This is a genomic window from Marinithermus hydrothermalis DSM 14884 (genome assembly GCF_000195335.1).
Lineage (GTDB): Bacteria > Deinococcota > Deinococci > Deinococcales > Marinithermaceae > Marinithermus > Marinithermus hydrothermalis.
On record NC_015387.1, the window covers coordinates 2,218,216 to 2,236,361 of the forward strand.

At 69.2% G+C, this 18,146-nt stretch carries 17 protein-coding genes and 2 pseudogenes; 9 read left to right on the forward strand and 10 right to left on the reverse strand.

Annotated features, from left to right (window positions below):
- Positions 1 to 27: 27 nt before the first annotated feature.
- Together MARKY_RS11080 and MARKY_RS11085 are read right to left on the reverse strand one after the other, a co-directional pair.
- Positions 28 to 315: a metal-sensitive transcriptional regulator gene (locus tag MARKY_RS11080; protein WP_013704968.1), complete on the reverse strand. Its 288-nt coding sequence runs from the start codon at positions 313 to 315 to the stop codon at positions 28 to 30.
- Positions 315 to 515, reverse strand: coding sequence for a CopZ family metallochaperone (locus MARKY_RS11085; protein WP_013704969.1), 201 nt, complete (start codon positions 513 to 515; stop codon positions 315 to 317). The genes MARKY_RS11080 and MARKY_RS11085 overlap by 1 nt, the downstream gene beginning before the upstream one ends.
- 207 nt (positions 516 to 722) lie before the next feature.
- On the opposite strand from MARKY_RS11085, the pseudogene MARKY_RS11090 reads away from it, so the two are divergent.
- Together MARKY_RS11090 and MARKY_RS11095 are read left to right on the forward strand one after the other, a co-directional pair.
- Positions 723 to 1,822: pseudogene (locus tag MARKY_RS11090) on the forward strand (transposase).
- A gap of 1,180 nt (positions 1,823 to 3,002) precedes the next feature.
- Entirely contained in the window at positions 3,003 to 3,206 is a 204-nt protein-coding gene (locus MARKY_RS11095) for a hypothetical protein (protein WP_013704970.1), read from the forward strand.
- Here the strand turns inward: MARKY_RS11095 and MARKY_RS11100 are convergent.
- The 4 genes from MARKY_RS11100 to MARKY_RS11115 all read right to left on the reverse strand — a co-directional run bounded on the left by MARKY_RS11100 (position 3,203) and on the right by MARKY_RS11115 (position 6,893).
- Positions 3,203 to 4,606, reverse strand: coding sequence for a molybdopterin-dependent oxidoreductase (locus MARKY_RS11100; protein WP_013704971.1), 1,404 nt, complete (start codon positions 4,604 to 4,606; stop codon positions 3,203 to 3,205). The genes MARKY_RS11095 and MARKY_RS11100 overlap by 4 nt on opposite strands.
- Positions 4,607 to 4,851: 245 nt before the next feature.
- Positions 4,852 to 5,625 (reverse strand): DUF4388 domain-containing protein, encoded by a 774-nt coding sequence (locus MARKY_RS11105; RefSeq protein WP_013704972.1) that lies wholly within the window; start codon positions 5,623 to 5,625, stop codon positions 4,852 to 4,854.
- A 7-nt stretch (positions 5,626 to 5,632) separates the two neighbouring features.
- The gene (locus MARKY_RS11110) at positions 5,633 to 6,430 is read right to left on the reverse strand and encodes a fructosamine kinase family protein (RefSeq protein ID WP_013704973.1); all 798 of its coding nucleotides are present in this window, start codon (positions 6,428 to 6,430) and stop codon (positions 5,633 to 5,635) included.
- Positions 6,420 to 6,893 (reverse strand): low molecular weight protein-tyrosine-phosphatase, encoded by a 474-nt coding sequence (locus MARKY_RS11115; RefSeq protein WP_013704974.1) that lies wholly within the window; start codon positions 6,891 to 6,893, stop codon positions 6,420 to 6,422. Before MARKY_RS11115 ends, MARKY_RS11110 begins: the two co-directional genes overlap by 11 nt.
- A gap of 117 nt (positions 6,894 to 7,010) precedes the next feature.
- Here MARKY_RS11115 and gatB point away from each other — a divergent pair, with 117 nt between their 5' ends.
- From gatB to MARKY_RS12330, 7 genes and pseudogenes are all read left to right on the forward strand, one after another.
- Entirely contained in the window at positions 7,011 to 8,426 is a 1,416-nt protein-coding gene (gene gatB, locus MARKY_RS11120) for an Asp-tRNA(Asn)/Glu-tRNA(Gln) amidotransferase subunit GatB (protein ID WP_013704975.1), read from the forward strand.
- A gap of 7 nt (positions 8,427 to 8,433) precedes the next feature.
- The gene (locus MARKY_RS11125; RefSeq protein ID WP_013704976.1) at positions 8,434 to 9,141 is read left to right on the forward strand and encodes a class I SAM-dependent methyltransferase; all 708 of its coding nucleotides are present in this window, start codon (positions 8,434 to 8,436) and stop codon (positions 9,139 to 9,141) included.
- Positions 9,138 to 10,145, forward strand: a complete 1,008-nt coding sequence (gene purM, locus MARKY_RS11130; RefSeq protein ID WP_013704977.1) for a phosphoribosylformylglycinamidine cyclo-ligase — start codon at positions 9,138 to 9,140, stop codon at positions 10,143 to 10,145. The genes MARKY_RS11125 and purM overlap by 4 nt, the downstream gene beginning before the upstream one ends.
- Positions 10,142 to 10,795, forward strand: a complete 654-nt coding sequence (locus tag MARKY_RS11135) for a histidine phosphatase family protein (RefSeq protein WP_013704978.1) — start codon at positions 10,142 to 10,144, stop codon at positions 10,793 to 10,795. The genes purM and MARKY_RS11135 overlap by 4 nt, the downstream gene beginning before the upstream one ends.
- Entirely contained in the window at positions 10,782 to 11,540 is a 759-nt protein-coding gene (locus MARKY_RS11140; protein WP_013704979.1) for an SDR family NAD(P)-dependent oxidoreductase, read from the forward strand. The genes MARKY_RS11135 and MARKY_RS11140 overlap by 14 nt, the downstream gene beginning before the upstream one ends.
- A gap of 245 nt (positions 11,541 to 11,785) precedes the next feature.
- A pseudogene (locus MARKY_RS12325) lies at positions 11,786 to 12,052 on the forward strand (GNAT family N-acetyltransferase); the annotation flags it as partial.
- A gap of 6 nt (positions 12,053 to 12,058) precedes the next feature.
- Positions 12,059 to 12,688 (forward strand): GNAT family N-acetyltransferase, encoded by a 630-nt coding sequence (locus MARKY_RS12330; protein ID WP_425357346.1) that lies wholly within the window; start codon positions 12,059 to 12,061, stop codon positions 12,686 to 12,688.
- Between the two features lie 13 nt (positions 12,689 to 12,701).
- Here MARKY_RS12330 and MARKY_RS11150 read toward each other — a convergent pair whose 3' ends face one another.
- The 4 genes from MARKY_RS11150 to MARKY_RS11165 are packed head-to-tail and all read right to left on the reverse strand — an operon-like array spanning position 12,702 to position 18,129.
- Positions 12,702 to 13,745, reverse strand: coding sequence for an NADH:flavin oxidoreductase/NADH oxidase (locus MARKY_RS11150; RefSeq protein ID WP_013704981.1), 1,044 nt, complete (start codon positions 13,743 to 13,745; stop codon positions 12,702 to 12,704).
- Positions 13,746 to 13,765: 20 nt separating this feature from the next.
- Positions 13,766 to 15,634 (reverse strand): amylo-alpha-1,6-glucosidase, encoded by a 1,869-nt coding sequence (locus MARKY_RS11155; protein ID WP_041658093.1) that lies wholly within the window; start codon positions 15,632 to 15,634, stop codon positions 13,766 to 13,768.
- 20 nt (positions 15,635 to 15,654) lie between these two features.
- Positions 15,655 to 17,040, reverse strand: coding sequence for a carbohydrate ABC transporter permease (locus MARKY_RS11160; protein WP_013704983.1), 1,386 nt, complete (start codon positions 17,038 to 17,040; stop codon positions 15,655 to 15,657).
- A complete protein-coding gene (locus MARKY_RS11165) occupies positions 17,041 to 18,129 on the reverse strand; it encodes a carbohydrate ABC transporter permease (protein WP_013704984.1) in 1,089 nt (362 codons plus the stop codon).
- Positions 18,130 to 18,146 lie beyond the last annotated feature (17 nt).

Genomic DNA, 18,146 nt, shown 5'->3' on the forward strand with positions numbered 1-18,146 from the left:
CTCGCCTCCTTCCCCGCCGAGGAGTGGCTAGCGGTACTTCAGGACCTCCATCAACTCCTCGACGATCGCTTCTACGTCGCCGCGTTCGTGGGCGGTGACCACGTGGTCCTTGAGGTGACTCCGCAGCACCAAGTCCCCCACCCGGTCCAGCGCTCCCTCCACGGCCTTGATCTGTTTGAGAACGTCCACGCAGTAGACCGACTCGTCCTCGAGCATCCGCAGGATGCCCTCGACGTGCCCCTTGATCGAGAGGAGCCGCCGGCGGGCATCCTCGCGGGCCTTGGAATCTAGGTGCAGGGTATGCGTCCGTGCCATCACCCCACCTGGGCCTGGTACCCTTCCTCCTCAACCGCCGCGATGAGCTGGGTGGGTTCGGGACTTCCCTCGACGATGGCCTCGCCGCGCTCGAGGCTGACCTCGACGACCTTCTCCACGCCGGGCACCTTCTCGAGGGCCTTGGTGACCGCCATGACGCAGTGATTGCAGCTCATGCCTTCGATCTTCAGCTTCACCATCTTCGCACCTCCCACCCCCCCTGGGGGGGGACACCTCCAGCCTAGCCCGCCCCCTGCCCCCCTGTCAAGGACCAACCCGCACCCAAAATCAGTGACTCATGTAAAAAAGTCGGTTGACTCAAAACTTGCACTTATGCACCCTGGGGATACCTATGCGCCAGGACCACTTGAAAGGGGCCGCTGGTTTCCCGTCTGATGACGGGTGCCATGACCCAAGCGGCCCTGTCCCTACTTTGGACCCTCCTGGCCCTTTTGCCAAGCCCCCACCTCCAGGAATCCCTCAAGGCCCTGCTCTTGCTCCTCCTCCACGGCCACGGCAAGGCCAGACCCCAGCACAGCCAGGTCAAGTCCCCCTCCGCCCTCTCTCGCTTCCTCAACCGCTACCCCTGGCCCACCCGCGCTCTCATCCGCCTGGCAAGAAAAGAGGCCGAGAAAGCCCTGGACCGGGCCAGAAAGAAAAAAGGCCCCAAGCCCCGTCTCCTGGTGGTCCTGGACCTAGTCACTCTGGAGAAGCGGGGCCGTTTCCAGGCCCTGCCCCTCTCCTTTTTTCACGGCAAGTGGGGACTCCATCTGGTGGTCCTCTACCTCGTCTACGGAGACCTCCGCATCCCTTGGGCCTACCGCCTCTGGCGGGGCAAGGGGGAGAAGGCCCTCTCCCGCCTGGCCCTAAGCCTCCTGGCCTCTCTGCCCCCCTGGATGCGCCGGGCCTTCCGGATACGGGTGGCCGCGGATGCGGCCTTTGGCACCACCGGTTCCTTTTCGGGGTGAAGCGGTTGGGTTTTGAAGCGGTGGTGGGGATGCGGCGGGACCGGAGGCTGCGGGAAGGGGGGAGGCTTGGGGACCTCAGGCGGCAGGGGAGCCGGGTCTACCTTTGGGGGCTTTCCTTCCCGGTCTGGGTGGCCTGGTACCGCTACCCCCTGCCCCAAGGGGGCTGGGAGTGGCGGTACGTGGTGGCCACCTTTCCCGCCACGCCCCGGACGGCGCTCACTTGGGGAAAGAGGCGGTTTGCCATAGAGCACTTCTTCCGCGCCGCGAAAAGCGAGTTCTCCCTGGGGCAGTTTGGGCAGCGGACGGCTTTGGGGGTGCACCGTTTTCTGGTGCTTTCCCTTCTGGCCTACCTGTTGGCCCACTGGGTGGGCATGGAGGGGGAAGGAAGCTGGCGGGAGGCCAGGGAGCGGGCGGCGCGGGTTCTCTTGCCTGAGCTCGTGGTGCAGGTCGCCCTGCGGGAGCTCTATGCCCTGGGTCTCTGGCCGCCGGGGGGAGGGGGTGAAGGTTTATGCGGGATATGCGGGAGGTGCAAGTTTTGAGTTGACCCTTTTATCCTCCCCACCAGGGGCCTCCACCAGCACTCTGGGGAAAGAGTTCCCGTAAGCCTTTCCCAGGGGCTCTTTTCCCCAATCCGCCGATGCCGCATCCGGTAAAGCCCCACCATCAACCAGGATTCCCCCACCTCCAGGCTCCGCAACACCCTCCGCCTGCGCCGCCGCCACAATCGCCCATGCCCTACCTCCGCCACGTTGTTTGTCCAAGGAGGCGGTACCTCGGCCCCCCAAGCCTCCTGCAACCCCTCCCAAGCCCGCACCCAGCCCTCCAAGGCCTTACCCCACCGGGGCAGAAGCTCCTTCCAAAAGAACGCCTCCCTCTCCCCAGGCCCAAGCCCCCGCAGCACCCTCAGACCCTCCCGTATCTCCCCCCACGCCTTCCGGTCCACCTTGGCCCGTACCTCCCGCATCAGGTGGAAAGCGCACCGGGCCCAAAGCAGCCTCCGCCCCAACCAGCCCAACGCCTCCCCTACCTCCTGCGCCCCGTCCGAAACCACCCCCAGCCTTGGAGGTAACCTCCAAAGGAGCTCCCGCACCCGCTCGTAACGCCGCCGATGGCCAAGGTCTCCCCACAGCGGGCAACCCGTCCAAGCCTCAAAGTAAAGGTACCCGTACCCCTTGGGGCCCCGGCCAAAGGCCCATTCATCCACACTCCCCCAGTACACCCGCCCTCGGAGAAGACGGTTCTCCCGCTGAAGGAGCCGTTTGGCCCTGGCCCCCGCGGACCTGAGCCAGCGGAGGCGGGTGGGACGGGTGAGGGGGAAGCCCAGGTTCTTGGCGAGATCGTTTTGGACGCTTTCAGGGGCGCGATGGCTTGCGAGGATGAGGAAGTGCTCCTGGATGGAGATCGCGTACCAGCGGCTTCTAGGGCAGTCCTCCGGGTAGAGAGCTCGTTTCTGGCGCTTGCATTGGGCGCAGCGGATCCGTTTGACTCTGACTTCCTGGATGCCCCGAAAGGTGCGCAGCTTGCGTCTGCGGTAGCCCCCGCTCTCCTCACGGGTGGCTCCGCAGTGGGGACAGGGTACGATGGAGCTCGGGGAGTCCTCAGTCGGCTTCATGGCAGAACCAGACTAAGGGCTCCCCTCTTACTCAACCGAGTTTTTTACATGACCCAAATCAGTCCATGCATCTTTAATCCTACTGACCCACCGGTATAATAAGCCCAATGCTGTGCAAACGACCCGGCGAACTCCCGGAGAACCGAGAGGACGCGTACCGCCCCCACCCCCTGCTGTTCTTCCTAACCTGCGGCGTCACCCTGAACTGGGACGGCCCCCCAGAACCCTCACCCCCCTACGCCGAGCCCCCCTCTCCCCTAGCGCACAAGCTGCGCACCCCGCATCCCGAGGGGGAGGACCTCGCCCTTTAACGCACCCGCACCCGAACCCGGTGGTATCCCGTCGCCCCGTCTGGCAAGGGCCGGCGTGGTGTCGGGTCCTGCACCCGCCCCCCCACCTCGACCGCCCGCACCACCAGCTCGTGCGCACCCGCCGTTCGCGGCACCCAAGGCAACGCCCACAGCTGCCAAGCATACGGGCCCAAGGGCGGTTTCAACACCGCCGGCCCCCAGGTGCGCCCCCCATCGGTCGAGACCTCCACCCGCTCCAAAGGCCGCCCCCCAGCAAACGCGATCCCCGCGATCACGACCTCCTCCCCCACCCCGAGGATCGCCCCGTCCGCCGGCACGTCGATCCGGCTCATGGTGCGCACCACCGCGGTGCGGCTCCACCCTCGTCGGGCCCAAAACCCCACCGCCTCCGTATCCGAAAGCCAGATATGCGTCAGCCACTTGGGCTGCTTCATCCCGTACCGACCGGGAATCAGCACCCGCGTCGGGTACCCGTGACGCCGCTCGAGGTCCTCCCCGTCGATCGCGTACGCGACCATGGCCTCCGCGGGCAGCTCGTCGAGCGGAAGGGACTCCACGTACCCGTCCGGCCGGGACTCGAACACCACCCAGCGCGCCTTGGGCCGCACCCCCGCGCGCTCCAAAAGGGTGCGCAACAACACCCCCCGCCAGCGCGGACTGCCCACCAGCTCCCCCCCCACGGGGTTCGAGATGCAGATCAACGCGTGCACGAACTCCACCGCGGGCAACGCCCGCAACTCCTCCAGCGTCAGGCGCAACGGCCGTTCCACCAGCCCTCCCACCTCGAGGCGGTACGGCCGCCCCCGAAGGTCGGGATCGAAGACCGCTAGGTTCTTCGAGACGTAGTACAGCTCCGCCTGGGGTGTCACCTCCCGGGAAAGCCCCGGGATCCGCTCGAACACGACCCGCTCCTCCCCCCGCGCGCGCTGTCCCCAGGCGAGCCACGCAGGGAGGAGCGCAATCTCCTTGAGGCTCGAGCGGCGTGAGGGATCAAACCGCACTGCTCGAGCCATGCCCCAACGCGCCCACACCCAGAAGGCGGGCGTCAACCCCACCATAGCCCCCCAACCGCCGAAGTACCCGTACCCCAGGGCTGCAAGCCCCACCGCGACCCCGGGCGCGCGGGGGTACAGGAAAAAGAGCGCCGCGTGCCCCAAGAGCCAAAGCCCCAACGTTCCGAGGCCGGCCAGGTTCTTGGCCAGGCTCCCGTACCCGAACACCTCGTGGACCAGGTTAAAGACCGCGGGCACCCCCAACCAGAAGGTGAGGCGGCCGTACATCCCCTCCAAGGGGTACCCCACGCCCAACGCCCGCAAACCCAACCCCATCGTGGCAAGCCCCACCCCGCCGGCCAGAGCCCACCCCCAGCGGCGCCATCCGCCCGCGCGTAGCCGTGCCATGCCCAGCCTCCTCGCTTACCGCTTAGCCTACCCCACGCCTGACCCCACAGCGTGGCCTGCCTTTCACAATTCGCGGGCCGCCCGGCCGGCATCCCTCCCCGTCCGGGTGGGCTTTCCAGGCTCAGGAGCGTCAGCGGCACCCCGCAACGACCGCTGCGGCGCTCGGGGTGAGCCTGCCCGCAGCGGCCCACGTACCCCACTGCGGCGACCCGGCCTCGGAGGCAACGGTCAGCCCTCGGGCTGGATCACACCTCCGGCCAGACCAGCACCGGTTCTCCGGCGTGCAGCCCGTAAAACAGCATCGCCTCCCCCGAAACCAAGAGCTTCGCGCCCGCACCCTCCGCCTCCGCGACCGGCAGGGCCACGGTCTGCTCCCCCCAGCGTACATGCACCCGCTCGAACGCCCCGTAATGCCCGCGCCAGGCCCGCAACAGCAACGGGTCCACCCACACCGCGCGGCCAGCCTGGGGGGACAAGGCCACCACGAGCCGCGCCGTTCGCGGCGTGCGCGGCGTGACCCGCACAAGCCCCAGCCGCGCCAGGTGCCCTAGTGTCACCACCACCCGCTCCAACCCCAGGTTGGTGCGTAACGCCAGATCCATCACCGCCGCCGGCTGCCTCAGGTGCGGGAGGACCGCGAGCTCCTCCGCGCTCAGGGTCAGGTGGCTCGCCCGCGAAGCGTCCGCAAGCCGCACCTGATCAAACGGTCCTACCTGCACCCGCTCATCCAGCCAACGGATCGCCTCGAGCAAGTAGTTGTCTAAACTCTCTGAAAGGCTCGTTACCGGCGCCGCCTGCCCCTCAACGAACCGAAACCGCCCCTCGCGCTGGGTGAGGAGGGCGAACAGCGCCTCCCGCCCGACCTTATCTCCCCACACCGCGTGCACCGGCCGCCCCCGCTCCAAAAAACACGCGCCCCGACCCTCCCGGCTCTGCACCTGGAACGCGCCGGTCTTGCGGCTCGAAGCCAAGAGCTGCAGCAGGTCGATCGGCCCGAGCAGCGTGAAATCCCCCTCCATGGCTTTGCTACACCCCCGCCCGTCGCAACACGCGCTCGAGCGCCCCCACGTACCCCGCCCCGAAGAAGTACACGTGCACCAGCAGGTAGTACACCTGGTAAAAGGGCAGGGCGGCCTCCACCGCCTCCGGGATGGGGTAATGCTCCCGGTAGGCCCGCCAGAACGCCTCGGGAAACCCCCCAAACAGCTGCATCATCGCCAGGTCCACGCCCCGCTCGCCCCACCATACGGAAGGATCCAGGAGGGCCGGCCCGACCGTGCTCATGTGCACGTTCCCGCTCCACAGGTCCCCGTGCAGGAGCACCGGTCCCTCCGCCGGCGGGTCGAAGGCCTCGAGCCACCGCTCCACGCGCCGCCCCACCTCACCCAACTGGCCCCAGGTGGCCTCGAGCAAGGGGTGCACGCGCCGCTCCCGCCAGAACGTCCGCCACGCCCGTTCAAACCCCGCGGGCAGCGGGAAGGTCCCCAAATACACCGTGCGGTCCCACCCGTACGCCGTCCCCCGGTGCTGGTGCAGCCGCGCGAGCATCGCGGCCAGGCCCGGCCAGTCCGGCCGGCCGGGCGGGAGGTACTCGAGCACGATCCCTTCCGCTCCCACCCAGCGCACCCGCGGCACGCGCACCCCAGCCTGGGCGAGCGCCCGCAACCCCGCGGCCTCGGCCGCGAACAGGCCAGGGGGTGGGGCGGGGTGCGTCTTCACCACCCACGCCCCCGCCCGGTACACCCGCCCGATATCCCCGCCCGCCAGGGGTTCGAGCGCTGCGGCGGGAAGCCCCGCCTTAGCCAGCAACGCCTCAGGCCGCATGGACCGTCATCCGCTCGAGCCAGCGTTTCAGGGCCTCCTCCAGCATGAGGTACACCTCCTCAAAGTCGTGGAGGTCGCCGTAGTACGGGTCCGGCACCTCCCCCCCACCCAGCGGTTCGAGGACCAGGTGCAGCTTCGCCTGATGCTCGGGGGGGGCCAGGCGCTTGAGGGTACGGAGGTTCTCCCGGTCCATCGCGAGGATGTAATCGTAGCGCTCGAAGTCCTCGCGCGTGACCTGGCGGGCGGTGTGGGGGAAGGCCGCGCCGTGGCGCTCGAGGACCCGGCGGGTGCGGGGGTCCGCGTCCTCGCCCACGTGGTACGCTCCGGTCCCCGCGGAGTCCACATCGAACCGGTCCTCGAGGCCCCGCTCCTTGAGGAGCTTGCGGAAGATCCCCTCGGCCATGGGGCTGCGGCAGATGTTGCCCAGGCAGACGAACAGGACGCGCACCTTCATGCGCCCCATTCTACCGAGCCGCATCCCTTGAGCGGCATCCGGCGCGCGGCGGGTCACGAAACGCCTTGGCCTCGTCTCTGAAGCCGCGCGTACCCTGGCGACCACGACGGATATAATGGGCGGGATATGTACGAACCGGTCATCGGCCTCGAGGTCCACCTGCACCTCAAGACCCGGAGCAAGATGTTCTGCTCCTGCGCCGCCGAGTACTTCGGCGACGCGCCCAACACGCATACCTGCCCCATCTGCCTGGGCCTGCCTGGGGTGCTGCCCACGATCAACCGGCAGGCCGTGGAGTACGGGATCATGTTCGCCTTGGCGCTCAACTGCCGGGTGGCCGAATGGACCCAGTTCCACCGCAAGAACTACTACTACCCGGACCTCCCCAAGAACTACCAGATCAGCCAGTACGACCGGCCCCTCGGCACGAACGGATGGATCGAGGTGGGGGGGGAACGCGTCCGCATCAAGCGCGTGCACCTGGAGGAGGACGCCGGTAAGTCCACGCACCCCGCGGGCGCGGACTACTCCCTCATCGACCTGAACCGCACCGGCGCTCCCCTCATCGAGATGGTGACCGAGCCGGACCTCACGAGCCCCGAGCAGGCCCGTCGATTCCTGAACCACATCCGCTCGATCGCGCAGACCCTGGGGATCTCGGACGCAAACCCCGAGGAGGGTAAGATGCGCGCCGACGTGAACGTCAGCGTCCGCCCCAAAGGCCAGGAGCTCGGCACCAAGGTCGAGATCAAGAACCTCAACTCCTTCCGGAGCGTGCAGCGCGCGCTGGAGTACGAGATCAAGCGGCAGACCCGGATCCTGAAGGGGGGCGGTGCGGTGAAGCCCGCCACCCTCGGGTGGGACGAGGCCGCGGGACGCACCTACCTGATGCGCACCAAGGAGGCCGAGGCCGACTACCGGTACTTCCCCGAGCCGGACCTCCCCCCCTTGCGGATCACGCGGGAGTGGCTCGAGCAGGTGCGGGCCCGCATGCCGGAGCTGCCCGCCCGGAAGATGGCGCGGTACATCCAGGCGGGCGTGCGCCCCTACGACGCGGAGATCCTCGCCTACTCCCCGAGCCTCTCCGCCTTCTTCGACCGGGCCCTCGAGACCGGGGTTGAGGCCCAGAAGCTCGCGAACTGGTTGAACGCGGACGTGGCCGGGTACCTGAACGAGCGGGGCCTCGAGATCCACCAGACGGGCCTCACGCCGGAGCACCTGGCCCGGCTCGTGCGCCTAGTGGAGGCGGGCACGATCACGGGGCGGGTGGCCAAGCAGCTCCTCCCGGAGGTGATGGAGGGCGCGGACCCCGAGCGGCTCGTGGAGGAGCGGGGCCTCAAGGCCGTGACCGACGAGACCGCCCTGCGCACCCTCGTGGAGGAGGTCATCGCCGCGAACCCCCAGGCGGTGGCCTCGATCCGGTCTGGGAAGCTCCAGGCCATCAACGCCCTGCTGGGCCAGGTGATGCGCAAGACGCGCGGCACCGCCCCGCCGGAGGTGGTGCGCCGGCTGCTCGCCCAAGCGCTCGAGGTGGACGCCTGAGCTGACCATGAGTCAGGAAGCCTGGAACCGCCTCGCTCTCCTCTACGGGCACCAGTACCGCCCGCCCCGAGACGCCTTTTACTGGGGGCCGGGCGTGACCGACGAAGCGCTCGGCCTTCTCGGCGACCTCAAGGGCCGGCGGGTGCTCGACGCGGGGTGCGGCGCGGGGTTCAACACCGTCTGGCTGGCCCGCGCGGGGGCCGAGGCCTACGGGGTGGACTTCTCCGAGGCGCAGCTCGCGTACGCGCTGCGCCTGGCCTTCACCCAGGGGGCGCGCGCGGAGTTCGTGCTGGCCCGGCTCGAGGCCCTGCCCTACCCGGACGCGAGCTTCGACCTGGTGGTCTCGACCTTCGCGCTGCACTACGTGCCCGACCTCGAGGCGGCCTTCCGCGAGGCTCGGCGAGTCCTGAAGCCCTCCGGGCGGTACGTCTTCTCCCTTGATCATCCGGCCCGCGCCATCCACGACGGCCTGCCTTACCTCGAGGAGGGTCCCTTGCGTTGGCGGTGGCGGGCGGAAGGAGTGGAGGTGCCGATGATCTCGTACCACCGCACCCTCGAGACCCTGACCCGCACGCTTCGAGCGGTGGGGCTTCACCTCGAGGGCCTTTACGAACCGAAACCCCAAGGGCCTGACCCGTTCCTCAAGGGCCCTGAGGCGCAGGCTTACCTGGAAGGGCAGGTTCCGTATACGCTGATCATGGAGGCACGCGCATGAAGTACGAAGACGCCGGGGTGAACATCAACCGGAAGGCCAACGCCCTCAAGGCCGCGAGCGAACATATCCGGGCCACGTACACCCCCGAGGTGCTGTGGGGGCTGGGGGCCTTCGGGGGGCTGTTCGATGTCAAGAAACTCAAGGACTACGCGCACCCGGTCCTCGTCGCGAGTACGGACGGGGTGGGCACCAAAACCCTGCTCGCCGCGAAGACCGGGCGGTGGGAGGGAATTGGGTTCGATATCGTAAACCACTCGATCAACGACATCCTCGTCCAAGGCGCCCGTCCTCTCTTCTTCCTGGACTACGTGGCCTCCAGCCGCCTCGAGCCGGAGGTGCTGGGCGCGGTTCTGGACTCCCTCGCCGCGGCCTGCCAGGCCGCGGGCATCCCGCTGCTCGGCGGGGAGACCGCGGAGATGCCCGGCGTGTACCACAAGGGCGGGCTGGACCTGGTGGGCACGATCGTCGGTGTGGTGGAACGCGACCGGATCGTGGACGGCCGCCGCACCCAGAGCGGCGACGTGATCCTCGCGCTGCCCTCCAGCGGCCTGCACACGAACGGGTACTCCCTCGCGCGCAAGGCATTCGAAACCTGGAATCTCTCCGAACCCCTTGATGAGCTGGGGGGGAAAACCCTTGCGGATGCCTTGCTCGAGCCGCACCGAAGCTACCTCGAGCCCGTGACGCGCCTGCTGGAGGCCGGCCTGCCCGTCCACGCCATGGCCCACATCACGGGTGGCGGCGTCGAGGGGAACCTGCCGCGCGTCCTGCCCGAGGGGCTCGGCGCGGTGATCGAAAAGGGCACCTGGCCCGTCCCCCCGATCTTCCCGCTTATCCAACGCGCGGGGCACGTGAGCGAGGCGGAGATGTACCGCGTGTTCAACATGGGGCTTGGCTTCCTGGTGGTCCTCCCGGAAGCCCACGCCGAGGAGGCCCGGCAGGCCCTGGGCGAGGCGTACCCGGTCGGCCGGATCGTGGAAGGGGAAGGGGTCGCGTTCCGTTGATCGAGGTCTGGCTCATCCGGCACGGCGAGACCGCGTGGAACGCGGCGGGCCGCGTCCAAGGCCACGCGGACGTCCCCCTCTCCCCCGCCGGGATCGGGCAGGCCTTCCGCCTCGCCGAGCGCCTCAAGCGCAGCCGCGTCGCCTTCACCACCCTGTTCAGCTCGGACCTGCGGCGCACCCAGGAGACCGCCCAAGCCCTCGCCCTCGCCTTGGGCCTGGGCTCGGCGGTCCGCACCGACCCTCTTTTGCGCGAGATCCACGTGGGCCAGCTCGCGGGCCTCACGCGCGAGGAAATCCACGCACGCTTTCCCGAGTTCGTTCAAGCCGTCACCCGCGATCCCTGGTGCACCCCGCGCCCCGGCGGGGAGAGCATGGCCGAGCTCGCGGGCCGGGTGCGGCGCTTCCTCGAGCAGCTCGAGCCCGGCCGGCACCTGGTCGTCACGCACGGCGGCGTGATCCGTGCCGCGCTCAAGGAGGTCCTTGGCCTAACGGGCGACGCGTGGCGGCGCTTCCACGTGCCGAACACCTCGATCACGCGTCTCGAGCTCACCCGCGGCGAGGCCTTGAGCGTGGGGGACGCGGCGCACCTCGAGGCGTGGGCTGACTGGCTTTCCGACGAGGCGTTGGAGGAGGCGGATGTTCAGCGGTAAGGTCGTGCTCGTCACCGGGGCCGCGCAAGGCATTGGCCGCGCCGTCGCCGAGGCCTTTGCCCGCGAGGGCGCGTGCCTCGCGCTCATGGACCTGCGCCCCGAGGGGGCCGAGGTCGCGCGGGCGTGCGCGGCGTGCTTTGTGCAGGGAGACCTGGCCGTACCGGAGGACCGCGAGCGCTTCGTGCGCGAAGCGGTCCGGCAGTGGGGCGGGGTGGACGTCCTAGTGAACAACGCCGCCACCTCCGCGCCCGGCTCGGTCCTCCGGGTGGGGCTCGAGGCCTGGCGGCGGGTGCTCGAGGTGAACCTCACCGCCCCCATGCACCTCTCGGCCCTCGCGGCGCGGGAGATGCCCGCCGGGAGCGCGATCGTGAACGTGGCCTCGGTGCAGGGCCTGTTCGCGGAACAGGAGAACGCGGCGTACAACGCCTCGAAGGCCGGGCTTATTAACCTGACCCGCTCGATGGCGCTGGACCTCGCGCCTTTGGGGATTCGGGTGAACGCGGTCGCGCCGGGAGCGATCGCCACCCCGGCGGTCCTGGAAGCGATCGACCTTTCCGAGGATCCCGAGCAAACCCGGCGGGACTGGGAGGACCTGCACGCCCTGCGGCGGCTCGGGCGGCCGGAGGAGGTGGCCGAGGCGGTCCTCTTTTTGGCCTCGGAGCGGGCGAGCTTCATCACGGGGGCGGTCTTGCCGGTGGACGGCGGCATGACCGCGAGCTTCATGATGGCCGGACGCCCCGTGTAGACACTAAAGTCCTTTTGGGGTATACTTCCCTTCAACCGACACCCGGTTTCCGGAGAGGGGATGGGCGTATCCCGCCCGCTCCTCGCGTTTTCCTGAAAGGGAATGGCATGCCCCTAGAGATCCGGGGGTTCGACCCCCACACGGCCAGCGAGGCCGCGTTCGCGGCCTTGAACGCGTTTGGAAACCGCGCGCGAGCGGAGCACTACCCGGAGGACCCTCCCCACACCCCGGAGGAACGCGCCCGCATGTGGCGCGCCCTCCCCCCCTACATCGAGCGCCACGCCTGGACGGCCCATCCCTCGAACGCCCCCACGGTCGCCGCGCTGGGCGCGGTGTACGTCCCCCGAACCGAGGACAACCAGCACCTCGCGTGGTTCGAGATCCACGTGATCCCGGAATGGCGCGGCCAAGGGCTCGCCCGTCTCCTCCTCGCCCGCATCGCCGCCACCGCTCAAGCCCAGGCGCGCCGCCTCCTTCTCGCGGATACCGACGCGGACATCCCCGCGGGCGAAGCCTTCATGAGGCGCATCGGCGCGCGCCCCGGCCTCGTGGTCCGCGCCAACCAGCTCGAGCTCGCCGAACTCGACCGGGCGCGGTTACGCCGCTGGCAGGAGCGCGCCCCCCGCGACGTGTTCACGCTCGGCCTTTGGGTCGGGCCGTACCCGGAGGCGGAGCTCGAGGCCATCGCTCGCATGAAAGCCGTCATGAACACCGCGCCGCGGGACGACCTCGAGATCGAGGACCACCACGTCACCGTGGAGGAGTTGCGCCAGGAGGAGGCCGCCCTGCAGCGGCGCGGCGTGGTGCGCTGGACGCTGTACGCGCGGGAGCGCGGCACGGGCGAGATCGCGGGGTACACCGAGGTGTTCTGGGACCCCCTGCACCCCGAAACCCTCCACCAGGGGGACACCGGCGTCTTCCCCCGGTACCGCAACCGGGGCCTGGGTCGCTGGCTCAAAGCCGCGATGCTCGAGCGGATCCTCGCGGAGCACCCCGAGGTGCGGCGCGTCCGCACGGGAAACGCGAACTCCAACGCCCCCATGCTCAAGATCAACTACGCGCTCGGGTTCAAGCCACGCAAGACCTGGACCGAGTGGCAGGTCGCACTCGCGCGGGTGCTCGAGTACCTGGCAGCCCCAAGCTCATGAGTTTGACCGTGCGTTAAAACGCCCGAAGGTACTGGGGCGGCACCGCTTCTTTGAGGCCGTGGCGAGCCGCGAGCCGCAGGGGAAAGTACGGGTCGCGCAGCAGGAGCCGCCCCAAAAGCACCAGGTCTGCGCTCCCCGCCTGAAGAATGGTTTCCGCCTGCTCCCCGGTGGTGATCAGCCCCACGGCGCCCGTCCGGAGGCCCACCCGCTTCCGCACCGCGTCCGCGAAGGGCACCTGGTACCCCGGCGCAACGGGCACCCTCACCCCGGGAACGATGCCGCCGCTCGAGCAGTCCAGCAGATCCACCCCCACCCCCTTTAGCGCCTCGGCGAAGACCACGGTGTCCTCCAGGGTCCAGCCGCCCTCGACCCAGTCGGTGGCGGACACCCGCACCAAGAGGGGAAGCTCCGGAGGGACGACCGCCCGCACCGCCTCCGCCACCATGAGGGGAAAGCGCATGCGGTTTTCCCGGCTCCCGCCGTAGCGGTCCGTCCGCCGGTTGGTCAGGGGGGAGAGGAAGGAGTGGAGCAGGTACCCGTGCGCCATGTGCAGCTCGACCACCTGGAAGCCGGCCCTTAACGCCCGCCGCGCCCCGGCCACGAAGGCCTCGAGGACGCGCGCCATCCCATCCTCGTCCAGCGCTTCCGGGACCGGCGCGTCTTGGCTGAAGGGGATGGGGCTCGGAGCCACCCCCCGCCAGTTCAAGAACCGCCCCCCCTCCCAAGGGCGGCTCGTTCCCGCCTTGCGTCCAGCGTGAGCGAGCTGGATCCCGGGCGCCGCGCCCGCCTCCCGGATCCGCCGCGCCAGCTCGGCAAGGCCCGGCACGTGCTCGTCGGACCACACCCCCAGGTCAAAGGGGCTGATCCGTCCCCGCGGCTCCACCGCCGTGGCCTCCACCACCACGAGCCCCACCCCACCCAACGCCCGCGTGGGGTAGTGCAGGAGGTGCCAGTCCCCCACGAACCCGTCCTCCGAGGCGTACTGGCACATGGGGGACAGGGCCAAGCGGTTCTTAAGCTCGAGGTCGCGTAGCTTCAGCGGGGAGAAGAGGCGCATACCCTTATTATGCCCGTCTCCTACGCGAGCCACCCGTAGAGCAACCCCGGCGGGGCAGCGTAGCGGCCGCTGGGGTCGAGGCTCCACGCGAGCCGCACCAGGTACACCAGAGCCGCCGCGTCCCAGGCCTGGGGGCGGCAAGCGTCCAGGTACGGCACCGGGGGTTCACCCGCCTCGCGCGGGCACCCGCCCACCAGCTCGGGCAGCCTGAGGTCCGGCTGGGAAAAGGCCAGCTCGAACAGGGCTTCCGCGACCCGAAGGGCCTCCCGCCTGAACCCGTAGCGCGCCAGCCCTCCGGCGAAGAGGGCGGTGTCGTGCGGCCAAACCGAGCCGTTATGGTACGAGAGCGGATTGTACCGCACCTCCTTCGCCCCGAGCGTCCGCAGACCCCAGCCGCTCCAGAGCTCCTCGGAGAACAGGGTCGCCACCAGGCGCGGCGCGACCGCTTCGGGCACGATCCCGCACCACAACAGGTGCCCCGGGTCCGAGCTCTTCACCCTAAGGGGCCGCTTCTCCCGGTCGAGGGCCAGGGCGTAGGTGCCCAGGTCCTCGAGCCAAAAACGCGCGTGGAAGGTGCGCTGCAACGCCTCGGCGCGCGCCGTCCAGGCCCGCGCCCGCTCCGGCTCCCCCAGCGCGCGGTAGAACGTGGCGGCCGCGGTGTAGGCCCGGTAGGCGTAGGCCTGCACCTCGCTCACCGCGAGGGGCGGCTCGGCCAGCCGCCCGTCCGCGTGGGACATGGAGTCGTGCGAGTCCTTCCAGGACTGGACGACCAGCCCCCCCTCCCCCTCGCGGGCGAACTCGAGAAGCCCGTCCCCGTCCGCGTCCCCGTAGCGCAGCATCCACTCGAGGGCCGCCTCCCAGTGGGGCCGTAGCGCCCGCACGAGCGCCCAGTCGCGCGTCCAGTGAGCGTACGCCTCGAGCAGGATGATGAACAGGGGGGTGGCGTCCACCGTGCCGTAATACGCGCGGAAGGGCACCCGCCCGGTGCGCGACAACTCCCCCAGCCGCACCTCGTGCAGGATCTTCCCGGGGGCCTCGTCGTTCTCGGGGTTCACGGTCCGCCCCTGGTGGGCCGCGAGGTACCGCAGCACGCCGCGGGCCACCTCCGCCCCCCAGGGCAGGGTCATGTACGCGGTGAGGAGGGCGTCCCGCCCGAAAGCGGCCACGAACCAGGGGATGCCCGCCGCGGGGTACGGCCCGTAGGGGGTCGCCAGAAGCAGGGCCCGGAGGTCGTCCACCGCCCGCTCGAGCACCGCCTGCGCGCGGGGGTCCCGGAGCCGAAGGGGGAAGGCGGCCCGCCACGCCGCGTAGTCCGGAAGGGCCGGCCCAGCCTCCGCCAGGGGGCTTTCGAGCCGGACCTCCAGGGTGATCTCCGCCCGGGCCTTCGGCTCGAGGGGGACGCGCCAGCGCCGTCCCGAGGCCGGCGGGTCCAAGCGGAGGTCCGCGGTGAACTCGAGGCCGTCCTGGGCCCGGTAGCGGAAGCGGAGGTAGTCGGGGCCTTCCTCGCGCCGGGGGTGGCGCTCGAGGCGCGCCCACCCTCGCACCTCGAAGAGGTCCTTGTAGTCCGCTTCGGCCTCGAGGGCGAGCTCCAGGGTGCGCGGCTCGAGGCTGGTGTTCTCCAGCACCAGCCGGTCCCGCCACCCGCCGCGGCGGACCTCGAGGGTGCGCCGCAACCCCACGGCCTGGGTGGGGCCTTCGAGGAGGCCCCAGCGCTGCACGAGCCGGTCCGGTCGGGGCTGGTGGGTGGTGAGGAGCTGGAAGCCGGGCAGGTCGAGGCGGTAGCGGGAGAGGAAACGGGTGTCGTGCCGGTATGCGCCTTCCGCCCCGGTCTCGATCCAGCCCGCCTCGGAGAGAACCAGGTAGGTGTCGTCTTCCTTAAGGGAAAGCATGGTCTTCATTTAAGGTCGGTTTATCCTTTCAGTCCACTGAACGAGACGCCTTCGACGAAGTACCGCTGGAAAACCACGAACAACACGACGATGGGGATCATGGAGAGGAAGGCCCCCGCGAGGATCAACCCCCAGTCCCCGGCCACGCCGTAGGCCTGGCGGAAGGCTAAAAGCCCCACCGGCAGCGTGAACACATCCTGCGGGCTCGTGAGGACCACCAGCGGCCAGAAGAAGCTGTTCCAGGAGCCTTGGAAGGTCAGGATGGTGAGGGCCCCGAGGGCCGGGGTGGAGATGGGCAGCACGACCCGGAAAAAGGTCTGGAAGGGGGTGGCCCCGTCTATCAGCGCGGCCTCCTCGATCTCTTTGGGGATGGACTCGAAGAACTGCTTCATGATGAAGACCGAGCTCGAGCCCACGATCCCCGGCACGATCACGCCCCAGGGGTGGTTGAGGAGGGTTTCCAGCCCAAACAGGCGGGTGAGGCCGAAGATCCCGTCGCGCAACACCAGGTAGTTGGAGATGAAGATCACCTGGAAGGGCACCATCATGCTGAAGAGCATGAAGAGAAAGAGGGCGTGCCGGCCGGGGAAGCGGAGGCGCGCCAGGGCGTACCCGGCCATCGAACCGAAGAGCAGGTTGCCGATCACGGTGAAGAAGGCAATGTAGAAGCTGTTGAGGGTCCAGCGCCAGAACAGGCTCTCCCCCGTGCTGAGGCTCCGGGCCTCGCGGAAGACGCGCACGTAGTTGTGGAACACGTACCCGAGGAAGCCCGGGGTGAGGTTGTCCCAGCTCGCAACGCGCCCGCGCCGCTCGATGCGGTTCGGGGCGAGGGTGGCCTCGACGAACCGCTGGCCGCGCGGCACCTCGAGGTCCGCCGGGAGCCGCTCGATCCTGGGCCCGTCCCCCACGTACCGCACGGTGAAGCGGTAACGCACAAAGGTGCCCGCCTGCCCCCGGTAGGTGCCCGGACGCCGCGCGACCTCCTCGACGGGGCTGACCTCCGCGTAGTCCGCGGCGTAGGGGCCCTCTCGCACCGCGCCGAGGCCCGCGCCGGGCTTGCGCCTCGGGATCCGCACCTCGGGGGGGATCGCCTCCCGGCCCTCGGGCACGAAGTAGGTGACCGTAAACGGGACCTCCGCGCCGGGCGCGAACCCGCCCAGCCACGGGTCGCGCGCCCCGGCTTGGCCGAGCTGCCAGGCCGCCGCCCAGTTTCTGGGGGAGAGTTGCGGGAAGAGGAAGCGGAAGGGCTGCTCGAGGGGGTCGTCCTTGAGGCTGGTGATGAAGGCCACGTACAACGTACCGATGAAGAGCGTGCCGATGAAGAGGAGCGTGCCGTAGATCCACCCCACGCGCGCCCAGCGCCGCCGGGCGAGGAAGACGGGGTCCACCTGCGACGGCGCGGTCATCTAGTACCCCCTTTCCGAGATCCCGAAGCGGCGCTGCAGGAGCACCACCGCCAGCGTGAGGAGCGCGAGGACCAGCGCGGCGCCCGCCCCGAACCCGACCTTGGGCGTGGCCCCGGAAGGGAAGACGCTGTTGTAGACGTAGTAGGCCAGGGTGATGGTGGACTCGAGCGGCGCGGCGTTCCCGATCAGGGCGACCTGGTCGAAGAGCTGGAGGGTGCCGATCAGGCTCATCGTGACCACGAGGAAGATCACTGGCCGCAGGAGGGGGACGGTGATCTTGAAGAACTGCTGCACGGGGGTGGCCCCGTCGATCGCCGCGGCCTCGTAGATCGTTTTGGGGATGTCCTGCAGGCCGGCCAGGAAGATGAGCATGAAAGTGGGGATCGTGGTGTAGATGTTCATGATGATGATCGACCAGAGGGGGATGGGCACCCCGAGCCACTCCCGGCGGGTGTTCAGCCAGACCGTCTTGACCTCGATCCCCTCGCGCGGCGCGAGGACACCGAGGGCGACGAGAAACCAGGTGAGCGCGAGGGCCAGGACCAAGGAGGCGGTGGCGAGGGCCGGGTCGAACAGGTGCACCGGCAGGCCAAGCCGCCGCTCCCAAGCGACCTGTACGAGCTGGAACAGGAGGAAAAGCCCGAGGAAGGTCAGGAGGATGGGCGCGTGGGCCTCGAGCCACCCGAGGGCGTAGTTGAGGAAGCCCCGGCGCTGGAAGACCCAGATGAAGATCAGGGTCGCGGCGGCGCTGGAGAGGATGCTGGGGAGGTAGTAAACGGTGCGGAAAAACGTCACGCCTCGGATTTTGGTGTTCAGGATTGCGGCGAGCACCAGCGCGAGGAAGGTCTGCACGACGGTGACGAAGAACGAGTAGAACAGGGTGTTGCGCAGGGCCCGGAGGAAAAGATCTTCCCGGAACAGCGCGGCGTAGTTCTGAAACCCCACCCACTCGGGAGCGTGGAACAGGTCGTACTGGGTGAAGCTGAAGTACACGGTGCGCAGGAAGGCGTAGAGGAAGAACACCCCCAGCACGGACAAGTAGGGCGCGAGGAAACCCAGGGCGTAGAGGGCTTCCGTTCTTCTGTGCATGCCGGCCTCCAAAAGCC